The following is a 17,739-nucleotide window of genomic DNA, read 5'->3' on the forward strand; positions in this document are numbered from 1 at the left end:
GCCGATGAAAGTCGCAGTCTCAGCCGATCATGCCGGCGTCCCGATGAACGAGGTCGTCATTGCCGAGTTGCGGAAACTCGGGCACGAGGTGCTCGATCTTGGCACCCACGACCCGAACTCCGGCGACGACTACCCCGACCGCGCTGCCGACATTACAGCAGCAGTGTTGAATCAAGGCTGCGAAAGAGGCATCCTGATTTGTGGCAGTGGTGTGGGCGCTTCGGTGGCTGCGAACAAAATTAAGGGGATCCGGGCCGGACTCTGCCACGACCACTACTCCGCCCATCAGGGCGTGGAACACGACAACATGAACGTACTTTGCCTGGGCGGACGCGTGATTGGGACGGAAACAGCGCTCGATCTCGTCCGCGCTTTCGTGTCGGCAAAGTTCACCAACGAAGAGCGCCACTTGCGGCGCCTCCACAAGATCGCAGTCATGGAAGGATCGAGGTAAATCATGAGCAATCCGTTGATCGAACTGCACTCTTTCGGACAGAGCGTTTGGCTGGACCAAATCGAACGCGCCCTCTTCAAGACGGGCAAACTGGCAAAGCTGATTAAAGAAGACGGCCTGCGCGGCATGACGTCGAACCCAACAATTTTCGAGAAAGCGATCACCGGCTCCAGCGATTACCAGGAGCAGATCGATCGCGCCGCCCGCGACGGCAAAACTGGCAACGAGATCTATGAAGAAGTCGTGATCGACGATATCGCCCACGCCGCCGACCTCTTTCGCCCGCTCTACGACAGTACCAACGGCGAAGACGGCTTCGTGAGCCTGGAAGTTTCTCCGCTGCTGGCGAAGAACACCGATGGCACCATTCGCGAGGCGAAGACGCTCTTCAGCCGGTTGAATCGGCCGAACGTGATGATCAAGGTTCCGGCGACGGAAGAAGGCCTGCCGGCGATCGAAGAACTCATCGCGTCGGGCTTGAACATCAACGTGACCCTGATCTTCTCTGTGCACCGTTACGAAGAAGTGGCCGAAGCCTACATCCGCGGACTGGAACGCCGCGCTCAGGCGGGCCAACCGATCGATCGCATCGGTTCGGTGGCGAGCTTCTTCGTCAGCCGCATCGATAGCGCGGTGGACAAGCAACTCGAGGCGCTGGAGAAAGAAGCCACCGATCCTGCGAAGAAGCAGGAAATCCATGCGCTCCGCGGCAAAGCTGCGATTGCCAACGCGAAGCTGGCGTATGCCTCGTTCAAGCGCATCTTTGAGAGCCCGCGTTTCGAGGCGCTCAAGCGCAAAGGCGCGCGCGTACAGCGTCCTCTGTGGGCGTCGACCAGCACCAAGGACCCGAGCTATCCCGATGTTCTGTACGTGACCGAGTTGATCGGGCCGCACACCGTGAACACGCTGCCTCCGGCGACGGTGGATGCGTGGCGCGATCACGGCGTCGCGGGCGCACACCTCGAAAAGGACATGGACAAGGCACCAGATGTCTTCGCCAAGCTGAAGGCGCTCGGCATCGACTTCAACAAGGTCACAGATAAGCTGACGACAGACGGCGTGCGCTCGTTCTCCGCATCATTCGTGGACCTGATGCGTGCCATAGAACAGCGCCGTGAGATGAGCCTGCCGGGAATCAAGGAACGCCACGTTTCCGCACTCGGCAAGTACGAAGGCGATGTGCAGGCGGCATTGCAGGAACTCGGATCGAAGAACGTCATCCAGCGCTTCTGGAACAAGGAAGCCGCGGTGTGGAGCGCCGATGCTGGTGATCAGAAGATCATCAACAACGCGCTGGGCTGGCTGACCGTCACCGACCTGATGCAGGGGAAAGTAAAAGAGTTGAAAGCCTTCGCCGCTGAAGTGCAGGCGGCGGGCTTCAAACATGCCGTTGTACTCGGCATGGGTGGCTCCAGTCTCTGCCCGGAAGTTTTGCGGCAGACCTTCGGCAAACAGCTCGATTATCCCGAACTCCTTGTGCTCGACTCCACCGTTCCCGCTGCCGTGCTCGCAATCGACAAGCAGATCGATCCGGCAAAGACCCTGTTCATCGTGGCCTCGAAGTCGGGCTCTACGACAGAGCCGCAGATGTTCTATCGCTATTACTTCGAGAAAACGAAGCAGGTGCTCGGCGACAAAGCGGGACAGAATTTCGTCGCCATCACCGATCCGAATACGCAACTCGAGAGTGAAGCTAAGCGCGATGGTTTCCGCAAGGTCTTCACCAATATGGCCGACATCGGCGGGCGCTACTCCGCCCTTTCGTACTTCGGCATGGTGCCCTTCACGGTGATGGGTGGCGATGTGGACTCGCTGCTGCGCCGCGCCAAAGCCGCAATGGATGCCTGCGCTGCGGGTGTTGAACCGGCGAACAACGCCGGCGCGAAGATCGGCGCGATTCTCGGCGCCCTCGCGCGCAAGGGCCGCGACAAAGTCACTTTCGTTACGCCGCCGCCCATCAGCTCGCTCGGGCTGTGGATCGAGCAGTTGATTGCCGAGAGCACCGGCAAGCACGGTAAGGGCATAGTGCCGATCTCAGGCGAATCGCTTGGCGATCCAAAGGTCTACGGTGATGATCGCGTTTTCGTGTACATCGGCGTCTCGGGAACGAATGGCGCCAACTACGAAGCGCAACTCCAGGCGCTGGAGCAGGCCGGGCATCCGGTGTTGCACCACGTGCTGAACAGCCCGATTGATCTTGGCGAAGAGTTCTTCCTCTGGGAATTCGCGACACCCATCGCCGGCGAGTTGATCGGGATCAATCCGTTCGACCAGCCGAACGTGCAGGAGTCGAAGGACAACACCAAGCGCATCCTGAAGGAATACACCGACACCGGCAAAATTACGCAGTTGCCCGAGGTAGCCGAAGGCGACGGCCTGACCGTGCTGACCGACGAGAACAATCGCAAGGCTCTGAACGGCGTTTCAACGCCGGATTCGGCGATCACCGCGCATCTGGGCCGCGTGCAGAAGGGCGACTACTTCGCGATCACGCAGTACATCGAGGAGACGCCGGAGATCGAGTCGCTGGTGCAGCAGATTCGTACCGCTGTCCGCGATAAGGCTTGCGTGGCGACGACAACTGGGTATGGTCCTCGCTTCCTGCATTCGACTGGGCAACTGCACAAAGGCGGTCCGGACAGCGGCGTCTTCCTGCAACTGATCTCCAACGACGCGCAAGATGTTCCTCTGCCGGGCGAGAAATTCACCTTCGGCGTGTTGAAAGACGCGCAGGCACTGGGCGATTTCGAGTCGCTGTCGAGCCGCGGACGACGCGCGATTCGCGTGAACTTGGGCAACAACATCGTCGGCGGGTTGAAGAAGATACTCGCGGCGGTGCAGCAGTTTGAAGGCGCGACAGCGGGAGCTGCGCGCAAGTAAATCCAACGGGCCGCTGAATCAAAGCGGCCCTTTTCATCATCTCTGGTATCAACTCACGCGGGAGCTGTGGGGCTTTCGCAAGGAGTCTGCAAGATGAGCACAACTTCCGCGCCTGCCGTGGGCAGCGCGCAATTCGGCGTCGTTGGATTGGGCGTCATGGGGCAGAACCTCGCCCTGAACGTGTCCGATCACGGCCAGGTCGTTTCGGTGTGGAACCTCGAAGCCGATTGGGTCACGAAATTCCTCACCCAACACAGCGACCGCAAGATGACCGGCAGCGGCGATCTCAAAGAGTTCGTACAGTCCCTCGCGCGACCGCGCCGCATCCTGATGATGATCATGGCCGGCAATCCGGTGGACCAGATGCTCGACAAACTGGCGCCACTGCTCGAACCCGGCGACATCGTGATCGACGGCGGCAACTCCTTCTTCAAAGACACCCAGCGCCGCGAAGCCGCTTATCGCACGAAAAATCTGAACTTCTTTGGCATGGGCGTTAGTGGCGGCGAAGAGGGCGCGCGCTTCGGACCGAGCTTGATGCCGGGCGGCGACGAAGCTTCCTACGAGCACCTGAAGCCGACGCTCGAGGCCATCGCGGCGAAGACCGATTACGGTGCTTGCGTCACCTACGTAGGTCCGAACGGCGCGGGCCACTTCGTGAAGATGGTCCACAACGGCATTGAGTACGGCGACATGCAGTTGATCGCCGAGGCTTACGACCTGCTGCGCAAAGCGCTTGGTCTTGGCGCGAAGGAAATTGCCGCAATCTTTGAAGAGTGGAACAAGGGCAAACTCGAGTCGTACCTGATCGAGATCACCTCACACGTGTTGCAGGTCGATGATCCGGAGACCGGCAAGCCGCTGGTCGACATGATCCTCGACAAGGCCGGACAAAAAGGCACCGGCAAGTGGACGCAGCAGATTGCGCTCGACCTCGCAGTACCGATTCCGACAATTGGCGCGGCGCTCGATGCCCGCGTGCTCTCTTCAATGAAAGATGAGCGCGTGGCTGCCTCGAAGAAACTCGGCGCTCCTTCCCGCCAGTATTCGGGTGACAAGAAAGAGTTCATCAACGCGGTGCAGGATGCCTTATACGCGTCGAAGGTCTGCTCCTATGCGCAGGGCATGAGCCTGATTCGCGCTGGCTCGAAAGAGTGGAACTGGAACGTGAATCTGCGCGAGATGGCACGAATCTGGACCGGCGGCTGCATTATCCGTGCACGGCTGCTTGCTGACATCATGCATGCCTTCGACCGCGATGCGAATGTAGCGAATCTTCTGGTCGAGTCCGAATTCACGTCGCGCGTGCTGGAGTCTGAGAAAAACTGGCGCAGCGTGGTGCAGACCGCCGCTGGGCTCGGAATTCCGACTCCAGCGTTCTCGTCGTCGCTCGCGTACTTCGACAGTTATCGATCCATGCAACTGCCGCAGAACCTGACGCAGGCGCAACGCGACTTCTTCGGCGCCCACACGTATCAACGCGCGGACCGTCCGGACGCCGGTTTCGTCCACACCGATTGGATTAAGTTGGTCAAGAAGTAGACAGGAGAGTTCATGAGCACCGTTGTTCAAGCGACTCCTACGCGCAGCATTGCGATCCCGCCCATGCCCAAGGCCGAGCCGTGCACCATCGTCATCTTCGGCGCATCCGGCGACCTCACGAAGCGCAAATTGATACCCGCGCTCTATGACCTGGCCTGCATCGGCTGCATCTCTGGGCAGCAGTTCGATGTTCTCGGCACCGGCCGCACCGAGATGACCACCGACGAATTCCGCAAGGCGATGCGCGACGCCGCTTCGACTTCGAAGGACGCGCGCAAGTTCAGCGACTGGAACTGGGAAGAGTTCGAGAAGCGCCTGCATTACTTCCCCGGCGATATCAACAACGATGGCTTCTATCACGCGCTCAAAGACCAGCTCAGCGAGATCGAAAAGAATGGCGGCAGTTCCAACCACCTGTTCTATGTGTCGACGCAGGCATCTCTGGCGCCGCCGATCGTCCAAGGCCTGGGCAAGTGCGGACTCTCGAAGAATGAGAAGGGCTGGACACGCATCGTGCTGGAGAAGCCGTTCGGGCGCGACCTCGAGTCAGCAAAGGCGCTGAACCGCGAAGTGCTTCAGGTCTTCGACGAAAAGGACGTCTATCGGATCGATCACTATCTCGGCAAGGAGACGGTGCAGAACATTCTGGTCTTCCGCTTTGGCAACTCCCTCTTCGAGCCGATCTGGAACCGCAACTACATCAACTCCGTCGAGATCACTGCGGCCGAGACCCTCGGCGTGGAACAGCGCGCGGCGTTCTACGAAGAGACCGGCGCTCTCCGAGACATGGTCGCCAACCACCTGCTGCAACTGGTTACGCTCACGGCGATGGAGCCACCCGTGGCGTTCGATGCCGACAGTGTCCGCGAACAGAAGGTCCAGGTGCTGCGGGCAATTCACCACATGACGCCGGAGCAAGTGTGCGAGCGGACGGTGCGCGGGCAATACGGGCCCGGGAAGATCAACGGGAAGGACGTGCCGGGGTATCGCGAAGAGCCGGGCGTGAAACCGGACTCGCGCACGGAGACGTACGTCGCGGTGGAGTTCCGCATCGACAACTGGCGCTGGGCTGGAGTTCCCTTCTACGTGCGCAGCGGCAAGCGACTGGCGAAGTCGGAGACCGAGATCAAGATCCACTTCAAGCGCACTCCACAGGCGCTGTTCGCCAAGACATCGGACGACGATATCGAGGCAAACGTGATCACGTTGCGGGTGCAGCCGAATGAAGGCATCACCATGTCGTTCGCAGCGAAGCAGCCGGGCGCACAGATGAAGGCCGTTCCGGTGAAGATGGACTTCAGCTACCAAACGGCGTTTGGCGGACAAGCACCTGTCGCTTACGAGACGCTTCTCCTCGACGCGATGCGCGGCGATCCGACGTTGTTCACCCGCGGTGACGAAGCTGAGAACCAGTGGCGCATCATCACGCCGATCGAAGATGCCTGGCTGCAGTTGCCGGTGCCGAAGTTCCCCAACTACGCGGCAGGAAGCGATGGTCCGGAGGAGGCGAACACGCTGATCGCGGAAGAGTGCAAGAAGTGGTCGCCGATTGGGTAGCATGAGCGATGCGCCGATCAAGCTGCTGGTGTCGGATGTGGACGGCACATTGCTAGACCCGAAGAAGCAGCTTACCGAACCGGTGCGGCAGGCAGTGTTGCGGGTCAAGCAGGCCGGGCTGAAGTTCACCATTGTGTCGGCTCGTCCGCCGCTCGGCACGACTTTCCTCATTGATGCGCTCGACATCACCGAGCCGATTGCGTGCTTCAACGGCGCGCTGACCTGCACACCACAGTACGAAATCCTGCATCAGATTCTGCTGGCCGCAGACGTCGCGACGCAGGTTGCACAAACGATCCTCGAACACGGACTCGACCTGTGGATGTTCCGTGGCGCGGAATGGTGGGTGAGCAAGCTGAACGGGCCGCATACCGAGGGACACATCAAGTTGATGCGGCACGAGCCGCGCTACCTCGGCGAGGATGTCACATTGTGCGCGCGGGCGAACAAACTGGTTGGCGTGAGCGACGACCACGAGGCGGTAAAGCGCTGTGAAAAAGATGTGATCGCGAAGTGCGGCGACCGCGTATCGGCAACGAGATCCTCCGACTACTACCTCGATGTCACGGACCATGATGCGAACAAGGGAAACGCTGTGGTGCAACTCGCGAAGCTGATGGATATTCCTCTGGAGAACGTGGCGACGATCGGCGATATGCCAACCGACATGTTCATGTTCGCCAAGAGCGGTATGAGCATCGCGATGGGGAATGCGAGCGATGAGGTCAAAGCGGCAGCCACATTCACGACGACAAGCAATGCGGAAGGTGGCTACGTGAAGGCGATGGATGAGATCGTGCTGCCACGCGTCGCGCAACGTGCAGGAGCGCAAGGATGAATATCGTCAGGACAGTCGAACTCGGGCCGAACGAGCGGATGACGGTAGTTGCCGATAAAGTCGCGCTATGCGAAGCAACCGCAGAGCTGATTGCAAAGAGCGCGCAGGAAGCGATTGCCGCGCGCGGACGCTTTACGATTGCGCTCTCCGGCGGATCAACACCTAAGCAGTTATATGAGTTGCTGGCGACGGAACCGTGGCGAGATCGGTTGGATTGGTCGAAAGTGCATCTCTTCTGGGGCGATGAACGCTACGTTCCGCCAACCGACGCGCAAAGCAATTTCCGGATGACCAGCGAGGCGTTGATTTCCAAGATTTCGATTCCAGCGAAGAACATACATCGTATTCCGACACAGCCGTACTCACCCCAGTCGGGGGCAAATAAGTACGAGGACACCCTTCGCGCCCTGCTCGGCGAGCATCCGCAAATTGATTTCAATTTGCTCGGCGTGGGAACCAACGGGCACACGGCTTCCCTGTTCCCGCATCGTCCGACGCTCGAAATTCGCAACCGACTGGTGGTGGCGGATTTTATTCCTGAAGTCAACATGGACCGCATCACGATGACTCTGCCGGTCATCAACGATTCGCGGCTGATTGTTTTTCTAGTCAGCGGGGCGGACAAGGCGCAGGTGGTGCACGATGTGCTTCGGGGGCCCCGGCAGCCTGAGCAGTTGCCGTCGCAGTTGGTGCATCCGGCGGGCGGTGAGTTGATTTGGCTGGTGGATGAAGCGGCGGCGGAGTTGGTGCGTTAGACATCAGTGCGAGGATAGGGGTCCTTCGACTGCGCACGTTTCGCGTGCTCCGCTCAGGATGACAGGCTGAAACATTTGCGTGACAAACGGAAGCTGGGCGATGCGTTATCATGCTCGGCACCTATAGGAGGATGGAAAATGAAATTTCGCAAAGCTCTTTTGATTGGCGCGCTGGCGCTGGTACCCCTGGCGCTATCGGCCAAAGTTGAAGTAGGACAGCCGGCCCCGGATTTCACGCTCACCTCGCAGGACGGCAACCAGGTTTCGCTGAGCCAGTTCAAGGGGCACTGGGTTGTGCTGTACTTCTATCCGAAGGACTTCACCAGTGGCTGCACGGTCGAGGCGCATAAATTCCAAGACGACCAGGACAAGTACAAAGCGCTGGATGCTGCGATTGTCGGCGTCAGCGTGGATACGGCGGATTCGCACAAGCAGTTCTGCACAAAAGAAGGCCTGACCTTCAAGCTGCTTGCCGATCCGACGGCAAAGGTTCCGGCAGAGTACGACTCGATCATGGAGTATCAAGGCACGAAGCTGGCCGCGCGCCACACGTTCCTGATTGATCCGAGCGGCAAGGTGGTCAAGTCGTACATGGAAGTGAATCCGAAGAACCACAGCGAGCAGGTTCTGGCGGATCTCGCGTCCCTGCAAAAGAAGTAGTTGCCTCGAAATTCGGGAGGGGGTACCCCCCTCCCCCCTCTCTTGTGTTTTCAGCAACTTAGAGTATGCAATCTCTGCAAATTCCTCTTTCTAAATACACTTAGAGGTAAATTCCTCTCGGCGTAGCAGTTCGCTCGTGTTTTCGAGCCTTTTCCGCGCGTTATCAGATATTAAAAGCAAAATCCTTAACCACGAAGGACACGAAGGAATTTGGAGATATAGGGATTCGAATTCGTGGGAATTTCCGGGCGAAAGTGCGTGAAAAATGCGAGATGGGTGCGAATTCTTCGTGGTTTCGGCGGCAACATTCGCGGATTCGGGGAGGAATTTGCTGCCCCGAATAAAACAGCAGATCCCACGTCGGGCTGACGCCCTCCTCTGGATGACAAGAGGCGGCAGTGGAAATGCGGGCTGCGGTGCTAGCTGGCTGCTTCGATTTTCAAAGAACTTCTGTTGTTGGCTGGGAGTGGCCCACTTGCGCATGGTAGCTGAGTCGTGGTGCGACTTATGTGACCGACGACACTTCTGGCTGTGTTGCTCGTCACGTATGCGCGTCGTCGCCTGGTAACTTCGGTATTTTCAGAATGGGACACAGAAGTGAACTATGCACTGACAATCACAACGCCCGACTGGATAGTAGAAGGTGGTGCGAATTTCTTCTACGCTGGCGCGAGTTTGTCAGTTCCTGGTGCTCCTCTGCTTGTTGGCACCGCTATGCATGATAGGCGCGGAGAATGTTTCGCAGCAGAACGGCCTGCAACTCGCGGATGCTCCTCGGTCTTTGTTTCCACTTGTCGCGCGTGGCGGTGGCAGCGAGATTCGGTACATTGGCGCCATCTTCGCCGATGGAAAGTTTCGTGTGGGAGCGTTTGCAAGCGCGAACGCTCAGGAGCACGCGAACTTGTACGACGGGACGACTCCCCTTTCGCGGCCTGCAGACGTTCCCCCGGCCGTCGAACTTCACCCGCGCGAGCAGGCTCGGGAGAACCTTTCTGCAAAGAACACGGCGCAGAAATCAGCTGCAGGGCGATCGGAAATTGTTGGGTTGCTTGACGAGGTTGTGACCGCGGTTTACGGCCGCGAGCAGAGCCTGATGGGGCCTACGTCTGTAACCACGGACCGCGACGGACGCGTGATCGTCTCTGATCCGGCTGCGCTATCGGTACATGTGTTCGATCCGATGCGACCTTTCCGCATCCTGGCTGGGACGCAATACCGACTCCAACATATCGGCCCAGTTGCCACGGATGCGGTGCGAAACATCTATGTCGCAGATCCGGTGCAGGGCGTGGTGGTGGAATTTGATCGCGAGGGCAGGTATCTCGGCGAGATCGGGAGGCTCGGCGAGGGTGAAGGCATCTTTCACGAGCCAGTCGCAATGGCGGTTGATGTTCACCATTTCTTGTACGTTGCGGATGCAGAGCGCGACATGGTTCTGATGGTGAACAGCGAGGGTAAAATCCTGCGACGTGCGGGCGGACGGCGCAAAGAGCTGGGCGTGAGTCTCGAACATCCGAGCGCGCTGGTGCTGAAGCATGACCAGTTGTTCGTACTGGACGCGAATGACACGCGCGTGCAGGTGTTCGATTCGCAGCTTCGACGGCGCATGACATTTGATACCGGGTTAGGACCAGGGCACAGAACACTGGATCTAGACACTGCCGGAAATATCTATGTGAGCGATGGGCGCACGATTTACATATTTGACGGAGAGGGACACCGGAAGGGCGAGTTTGGCCGGAAGGGCAGTCTTCGCGGGGAAATTAGCAGTGTAGCGGGGCTGTGGATCGACGAGAACGATCGCATGTATGTGACGGATAAAGAGAATCGGCGCGTGGCGGTGTTTCAGATCAAGATGTTGGAAGACACGGCACATTGATGGCAGACAGGGGCTAAAGCCCGTGTCTTTAGCGGAGCGGTTTCGGCATGGCTGAAGCCATGCCCTGATACAAGGCGTCGCAGTTTGGCAGGGTTGAAGCCAACGCCCTGATGCAAGGCATCGCAGTTTGGGCAGGATTGAAGCAACGCCCAAATAGAGCATTTGTCGAAGAGTTCGAGAAAGAACGAAGGCGGGCCATGAAGGCCGCCTTTGGTTTGGTAGAAGGCGACAGTTAGTCGCCCTCGGGGTTCGGGATCGGCTCGACTGCGTTAATTGGGGCCGGAAGGAACGAGCGCACGATCACGTAAAGAATCGGGATGATGAAGAGGTTGAGGAAAGTGGAGATGATCATGCCGCCGAAGACGGTGGTGCCGACGGAGTTGCGTCCGGCGGAACCGGCGCCCGTAGCGAAGACCAGCGGGAGTACGCCGAGGATGAACGCGATGGAGGTCATGAGAATCGGACGAAGGCGAAGACGCGCGGCTTCGACCGCGGATTCGAAGAGACCCATGCCTTTCATCTGTAACTGCTCGGCAAATTCGACGATTAAGATCGCGTTTTTGCTGGCGAGACCGATCAACATCACCAGACCGATCTGGCAGTAAACATCGTTTTGCTGGCCACGGAGGAACTGCGCGCCAAGCGCGCCGAAGATGGCCATGGGCACGGCGAGCAAGATGATGAACGGCAGCACGAAGCTTTCGTACTGTGCGGAGAGAGTGAGATAGACGACGAGCAAGCCTAGCGCGAAGAGAATGATCGCCTGGCTGCCGGACTGAATTTCTTCGAGAGTGAGCCCGGTCCATTCAAACGTGTAGCCAACAGGGAGCGCTTGTTTCGCGAGGTCTTCCATGGCAGCAATCGCCTGGCCGGAACTGTAGCCGGGCGCGGCGGCGCCGTTGATCGCGGTGGTGCGGAAAATGTTGTAGTGCTCGATGACTGATGAGGTCGTAGTTTCCTTGACCGTCACGAGGTTATCGAGCGGGACCATCTGGCCGGAATCGGAGCGCACGTAGAACTCGCGGAGATCGCGGGGTTGGCGGCGGTATTGCTCATCGGCCTGCACGTAGACGCGGTAGGAACGATTATTGAAATCGAAGTCGTTGACGTATTGCGAACCCATAAAGACCTGGAGGGCCGACGATATTTCGGTAAACGAGACACCGAGGCTCTTGGCTTTTTCGCGGTCGACGTTGACCTCGAACTGCGGATCGCGCGCGCTAAAGGTGGAGAAGAGGCCGGTGAGTTCCTTGCGGCCGCGGGCCTTCATGAGGAAACCGTTCAGCACATTCTGCATGTCCTCAAGCGAACCGGAACCAGTCTGCTCGAGTTGAAATTGGAAGCCGCCGAACGCGCCGAGACCTTGAATGGCGGGCGGTGCGAGCGGGATGACCAGCGCGTCAGGAATGGAGAGAAGCGGGCCGCGTACGGAATTCAGGACGGCGGCTGCGGTGTGCTGATTTCCTTTTCGTTCACCGAACGGACGCAGGTTCGCGAAGATCATGGCGCGGTTGGGCGCCGCTCCGGTGAAGCTGAAACCCGGGACGGCGAAGACACCATTGATGTCATGATTCGCGGCGAGAATCGCGGCGGCAGCGCGAGTTTTCTGTGTCGTGTACTCGAGCGAAGCGCCTTCCGGCGTTTGCACGAGCGCCATGAGGTAGCCCTGATCTTCGTCGGGGACAAAGCTCGTTGGCACGATTCGATAGATGTACCAGGCTGCGACCAGTCCGAGCACGAAGACAGCGAAGACTGGGAGCTTGGCGCGTTCCAACTTCTGCAAGATTCCGGTATACCCCTTGGTGCCGCCAGAGATGATGGCGTTGAATCCGCGAAAAATCGGGTTCTTCTTCTCGCTGCTATGACGCAGCAACAACGCGGACAGCGCTGGTGTAAGCGTGAGCGCGTTGAATGCCGAAAGGCCAATGGAGAAAGCGATGGTAAGGGCGAACTGCTGGTAGAGGCGGCCCGTTGATCCCGGGAACAACGAGATCGGGATGAAGACGGCGATAAGCACGAGCGACGTTGCGATAACGGCGCTGGTGACTTCGCCCATGGCGACTTCAGAGGCACGACGCGGATCGCGAATGCCTTCTTCGAGGTGGCGCTCGACGTTCTCGATGACGACGATAGCGTCGTCCACGACGAGGCCGGTGGCGAGCGTAATGCCGAAGAGGGTGAGGGTGTTGATGGAGAAACCGAAGAGCTTGACGAACGCAAATGTGCCGATCAGCGAGACCGGGATGGTGATGGCTGGAATGAGCGTGCTGCGCCAGCTCTGGAGGAAGAGGAAGATCACGAGAATGACGATAATGATGGCTTCCACGAGGGTCGTGAGCACTTCGCGGATGGATTCACCGACGGCGGTGGTGGTGTCGAAGGCGATCTGGTACTTCAGTCCCGGCGGGAATTTTGCCGAGAGGCGGCTCAGTTCGTCTTTAACGGCCTTGTCCACATCGAGCGCGTTGGCGGTAGAAAGCTGCTGGACGCCGATACCGATGGCATCGTAGCCGTTGTACGAGAGGTTGCCGGCGTAGCTTTCGGCACCAAGTTCGGCGCGGCCGACATCGCGTAGCTGGACCAAAGATCCGTCGGCGCCGCGTTTCAGGATGATTGCTTCGAATTCCTTGGCCTCGCGGAGACGTCCGACAGCTCGAACGCTGATCTGGAAGTTCTGGCCTTTGGCGATCGGGGCCTGGCCGACTTGTCCGGCAGCAACCTGGACGTTTTGCTCACGGAGAGCGTTCACGACGTCTTGTGCGGTCAGGCTGCGCTTGGCAAGGCGAACGGGATCGAGCCAGAGGCGCATGGCGTACTTGCGCTCGCCAAAGATGATGACGTCGCCGACGCCCTTGATGCGCTTCAGCGCGTCGCGCACGTAGAGGTCGAGATAGTTGCTGATGAAGAGCTGATCGTACTGACCTTTGTCGGAGTAGAAGCCGGCGGCCATGATGAAGGTGCCGGAGTTCTTTCCGACGGTGACGCCGGTCTGCTGAACTTCCGCAGGGAGACGGCCGAGAGCGCTGGAGGCGCGGTTTTGCACGTCAACCGCAGCGATGTCGAGATTGCGCTCGAGATGGAAGGTCGCGGTGATCTGGCTGGTGCCGTCGTTGCCGCTGACGGAACTGATGTAGTTCATGCCCTCGGCGCCGTTGATGGCCTGTTCGAGGAGAGTGGTGACACTGGTTTCGACGGCCTGCGAGTTCGCGCCGTTATAGAACGCGGTGACGGTTACTTGCGGCGGGGCGAGTTGCGGGAACTGCGCGATGGGCAGCGTGGGGATCGCGATGGCACCGGCGAGGATGATCAGCAGCGAACAGACCGTCGCGAAGACCGGGCGGCGGATGAAGAAATTGACAAACATAAATGTGTCTCCGCGCTAGGACTGCGGACCTGCCGCAGATGGCGCAGCCGGATTCTGGCTGGCAGTTTCGGGAACTATGGGCATGCCGTCCACCAGCATGTTGACGCTGCTGACGATGACCTTGTCGCCGGGGCTGATGCCGCCGAGCACGGTGTAGCTGTTGCCGACGATCTCACCGAGTTGCACCGAGCGCTGCTGAGCGACGGCCTGGCCCTTGTTGTCGCCAACGACGAACGCGAAGGTCGCTCCGCCGATGCGCGAAACCGCGGTGACGGGCAGAGTGGGACGCGAGACGGATTTCCAGATCACGCGCGCGTGGATGACTTGATCGTTGCGGAAGTCGCTGCTCGCGGGAACGTTGGCCTTCACGAGGAGCAATTGAGTCGCGGGATCGACACGCGGCGAGATGAAAGAGATCGTGGTCGCAACGGTCTTGCCATCGGAGGTAGCGAGGGTTACGGGCATGCCTTGCTTCACGTCGGCCGATTTTTCTGCGGGGACGGAGATATAGGCTTCGAGGCCGGCGCCGGTGTCGAGCGTTGTGAGCACGGTAGCGACAGTGACGCGATCGCCGACACGAACGGGGATGTCACCAACGATGCCGGCGGTGGGAGCGTAGACCGAGAAGTAGTGGAGCTGGACTTTCTGCTGCTTGACGGTCTCATCCATGGCAGTAAGGTCGGCCTTGGCGGCGTCGTAGGAGGTCAGCGCCTGGTCGAGGTCCTGTCGGCTGATGACGCCCGCCGCATAGAGACCCTTACGACGTTCGAGTTCCTTGGAAGCCCAATCGAGATTAGCGCGCTTGGAATTCGCGTTGGCTTCCTGCGAACTGACAGTCGCGGCCTGACGGCGGGGATCGATTTCCATCAGCACTTGGCCGGGCTGAACGTGCTGGCCGGACTTTACAAAAATTTGCGTGATCTGACCTTCGACTTCGGGCTGGAGGATGGATGAGCCGCGCGATTTAATCGTGGCAAGATACTCGGTGAAGTCGCCGACGTTCTGCGCCAGCGCGGGCTGTGTTTGCACGTGCATCGCCGGGAAGCCCTGCGGTGCACCGCCCTGCGCGGAGCGGCCACAAGCCGAGAGCACTGCAAGGCCGAGAGCGGCAAGAAGTGCGGTGGAAATGATTGGGAACTTTGGCATATCGCTCCTGAAACAAGCCGTCACTCTATGATCGAACGAGGCGTGACGGTGAAGACACACAGCGGAAATTTTAAGTCCGATGGGTTGGGCCGTGCGGCAGATTCGTTTTTCTTTCGCTGCCTAAAAGTCCAGTTTACGTGAAACGCAAGGTCAAGTGGGAGGCGCGGGTTAATTCTTCCAAATTCTTGGGATGAAGGAGGATAGCTGTGTCTTATCGTGTCGCGATAAATAAGATTTGCCGGCTGCTATAATCGCGCCAATTTCGGGCAGGTGATTTCTTTGCAGCCCAATTCATCATGGAGAATTTCATGCAAGTTCGTCGCGCATTGATCGCGTCGCTGCTTTGCTGCGCGGTGGTTCCGCTACCGGCGCAGACTTCGGCCCCGGCGCTCGCAGGATATTCGGCGCAGAATTCGGCGTCTGAGCAGCAGTGGGAAGAGAAATTCCGGGCGATTCCCTCCCCCGATAACCTGAAGAACTACATGCAGCGCCTGAGCGCGCGTCCGCACCACGTGGGCTCGCCCTATGACAAGGACAATGCCGAGTGGATGCTGGCGCAGTTCAAGTCGTGGGGACTGGATGCGCATATCGAAGAGTTCGACGTGCTCTTCCCGACGCCGAAGGAGCGCTCTGTCGAGTTGATTGAGCCGACACACTTTGTGGCGAAACTGCAGGAGTCGGCGGTGAATGGAGATCCGACTTCGAGCCAGCAGAAAGAACAGTTGCCGACATATAACGCGTACTCGGCGGATGGCGACGTCACCGGGCCGCTGGTGTATGTGAACTACGGCATGCGCGAGGACTACGAGAAGCTGGAGCGGCTGGGCGTTTCGGTGAAGGGCGCAATCGTCATCGCACGTTACGGCGGCGGCTGGCGCGGCATTAAGCCGAAGGTTGCGGCGGAGCACGGCGCGGTGGGCTGCATTATTTATTCCGACCCGAAAGACGATGGATACTCGGAAGGTGATGTATTTCCGAAGGGCGCGTTCCGTCCGTCGGATGGCGTTCAACGCGGAAGCGTCGAGGACACGGACTATCCGGGCGATCCGCTGACGCCGGGCGTTGGCGCGACGAAAGATGCGAAGCGGCTGACGGTGAAGGAGTCGCCGGTAATCCAGAAGATCCCGGTGCTGCCGATATCCTATGGCGATGCGCAGCCGCTGATGCAAGCGATCCAGGGGCCGGATGTTCCGCAGGAATGGCGCGGCGGGCTGCCGATTACCTATCACGTGGGGCCGGGGCCGGCGAAAGTGCACCTCAAGATGTTCTCCAACTGGGACATCAAGCCGGTGTATGACGTGATCGCGAAGATTCCGGGCTCGGAATTTCCGGATGAGTGGGTTATTCGCGGGAACCATCATGATGCGTGGGTGAATGGCGCGGAAGACCCGCTCTCGGGCATGGTCGCGCTTATGGAAGAAGCGCGCTCGATGGGCGAACTGCTGAAGCAGGGATGGAAGCCGAAGCGCACGATCATCTTCTGCGCGTGGGACGGTGAGGAACCGGGACTGCTCGGTTCGACCGAGTGGGTGGAGACGCATGCCCAGGAACTGACCGAGCACGCGGTGATGTATGTGAACTCGGATTCCAACGGTCGCGGCTGGTTGTTTGCTTCGGGCTCGCACTCGCTTGAGCATTTCGTGAACGACGTCGCGAAGACCGTGCAGGACCCTGAGACCAAGAAAACTGCGTGGGAGCGGTCGCGGCTGGTGCGCATATCGCGCGCGAAGGGCGACGAACGTGGTGAGGTCAGGAGCCGTCCGGACACGCGAATTGGCTCGCTGGGCGATGGTTCGGATTACGCATCGTTCCTCGATCACCTGGGCGTGGCCGCGCTGAATATTGGCTACGGCGGCGAGACCGATGGCGGTATCTATCACTCCATCTACGACGATTTCTACTGGTATACGCACTTCGGCGATCCGAGCTTCCAGTACGGACGTGCGTTGTCGCAGACCGGTGGAACGCTGGTGATGCGGATGGCGGATGCGGATGTGCTTCCCTTCCAGTTCACAAATGCCGCCGAGACCGTTGGCAGGTTCGTGAATGAATTGAAGAAGCAGCTGAAGGAGAAGCAGGACGAAATCGCCGAATTGAACACAGAGATTGATGAAGGTATGTTCACGGCGACGGCGGACCCGACCAAGAAATTTGTGCCTCCGCCGAAGGAGCAGGTGCCTCCGTTCTTGAACTTCGCGCCGCTGGATAACGCGGTGGTGACCTTCAAGAAGAGCGCCGAACGTTACGACAAGGCAATGAAGGCGCTCGTCAAGGCCGGCTTGCCGACTGGCGACAAAACAGCCGAGCTGAACAAGTTGCTCATCCAGAGCGAGCGTGCGTACACAAATGCACAGGGGCTTGCGGAGCGGCCGTGGTTCAAGCACATGATCTATGCACCGGGCGCTTACACCGGCTACGGCGTCAAGACGATTCCAACCGTGCATGAGCCGATGGACGCGAAGAAGTGGGCGCAGGCAGATGCCGGCGTACCAGCAGCAGCCAAGGCAATTGAGGACGAAGCCAAGCTGGTGGACTCCGCGGCGGAAGCGGTGGAGAAGTTGGCGGGCGAGGCTGGAAAGTAGAAACTCACACAGTAAAAATAAGGGGCCGTATTGGCCCCTTTTTTGTTGCTCCGTTACAATCGTCGGCCTAAGTGGGTTAGCG

Annotated in this window: 11 protein-coding genes; 9 read left to right on the forward strand and 2 right to left on the reverse strand. The window is 59.2% G+C overall.

What is annotated here, in order from left to right; all coding sequences use genetic code 11:
- The first annotated feature begins 4 nt into the window (after nucleotides 1-4).
- The 8 genes from rpiB to ACID345_RS14525 all read left to right on the forward strand — a co-directional run bounded on the left by rpiB (nucleotide 5) and on the right by ACID345_RS14525 (nucleotide 10,565).
- Complete coding sequence (gene rpiB / locus ACID345_RS14490; protein WP_011523611.1) at nucleotides 5-454, forward strand: ribose 5-phosphate isomerase B; 450 nt, start codon at nucleotides 5-7, stop codon at nucleotides 452-454.
- Between the two features lie 3 nt (nucleotides 455-457).
- Nucleotides 458-3,334: a bifunctional transaldolase/phosoglucose isomerase gene (locus ACID345_RS14495; protein ID WP_011523612.1), complete on the forward strand. Its 2,877-nt coding sequence runs from the start codon at nucleotides 458-460 to the stop codon at nucleotides 3,332-3,334.
- Between the two features lie 93 nt (nucleotides 3,335-3,427).
- The gene (gndA, locus tag ACID345_RS14500) at nucleotides 3,428-4,876 is read left to right on the forward strand and encodes an NADP-dependent phosphogluconate dehydrogenase (protein WP_011523613.1); all 1,449 of its coding nucleotides are present in this window, start codon (nucleotides 3,428-3,430) and stop codon (nucleotides 4,874-4,876) included.
- A 12-nt stretch (nucleotides 4,877-4,888) separates the two neighbouring features.
- The gene (gene zwf / locus ACID345_RS14505; protein WP_011523614.1) at nucleotides 4,889-6,433 is read left to right on the forward strand and encodes a glucose-6-phosphate dehydrogenase; all 1,545 of its coding nucleotides are present in this window, start codon (nucleotides 4,889-4,891) and stop codon (nucleotides 6,431-6,433) included.
- A 1-nt stretch (nucleotide 6,434) separates the two neighbouring features.
- Nucleotides 6,435-7,271, forward strand: coding sequence for a Cof-type HAD-IIB family hydrolase (locus tag ACID345_RS14510; protein WP_011523615.1), 837 nt, complete (start codon nucleotides 6,435-6,437; stop codon nucleotides 7,269-7,271).
- Nucleotides 7,268-8,026 carry a 6-phosphogluconolactonase gene (gene pgl, locus ACID345_RS14515; protein WP_011523616.1) on the forward strand — a complete coding sequence of 253 codons (759 nt, stop codon included), beginning with the start codon at nucleotides 7,268-7,270 and terminating at the stop codon, nucleotides 8,024-8,026. The genes ACID345_RS14510 and pgl overlap by 4 nt, the downstream gene beginning before the upstream one ends.
- Nucleotides 8,027-8,164: 138 nt before the next feature.
- Entirely contained in the window at nucleotides 8,165-8,686 is a 522-nt protein-coding gene (locus ACID345_RS14520) for a peroxiredoxin (protein WP_011523617.1), read from the forward strand.
- Between the two features lie 646 nt (nucleotides 8,687-9,332).
- Nucleotides 9,333-10,565: a hypothetical protein gene (locus ACID345_RS14525; RefSeq protein WP_148210125.1), complete on the forward strand. Its 1,233-nt coding sequence runs from the start codon at nucleotides 9,333-9,335 to the stop codon at nucleotides 10,563-10,565.
- A gap of 232 nt (nucleotides 10,566-10,797) precedes the next feature.
- On the opposite strand, the gene ACID345_RS14530 is transcribed toward ACID345_RS14525, so the two are convergent.
- Together ACID345_RS14530 and ACID345_RS14535 are read right to left on the reverse strand one after the other, a co-directional pair.
- Nucleotides 10,798-13,929: an efflux RND transporter permease subunit gene (locus tag ACID345_RS14530; protein WP_011523619.1), complete on the reverse strand. Its 3,132-nt coding sequence runs from the start codon at nucleotides 13,927-13,929 to the stop codon at nucleotides 10,798-10,800.
- A gap of 15 nt (nucleotides 13,930-13,944) precedes the next feature.
- Nucleotides 13,945-15,075 carry an efflux RND transporter periplasmic adaptor subunit gene (locus tag ACID345_RS14535; RefSeq protein ID WP_011523620.1) on the reverse strand — a complete coding sequence of 377 codons (1,131 nt, stop codon included), beginning with the start codon at nucleotides 15,073-15,075 and terminating at the stop codon, nucleotides 13,945-13,947.
- Between the two features lie 308 nt (nucleotides 15,076-15,383).
- Between ACID345_RS14535 and ACID345_RS14540 the strand changes: the two genes are divergently transcribed.
- Nucleotides 15,384-17,657, forward strand: a complete 2,274-nt coding sequence (locus ACID345_RS14540; protein WP_011523621.1) for a M28 family metallopeptidase — start codon at nucleotides 15,384-15,386, stop codon at nucleotides 17,655-17,657.
- Nucleotides 17,658-17,739: the final 82 nt, after the last annotated feature.

The sequence above is a fragment of the Candidatus Koribacter versatilis Ellin345 genome, from assembly GCF_000014005.1.
GTDB classification, from domain to species: Bacteria; Acidobacteriota; Terriglobia; order Terriglobales; family Acidobacteriaceae; genus Korobacter; species Korobacter versatilis_A.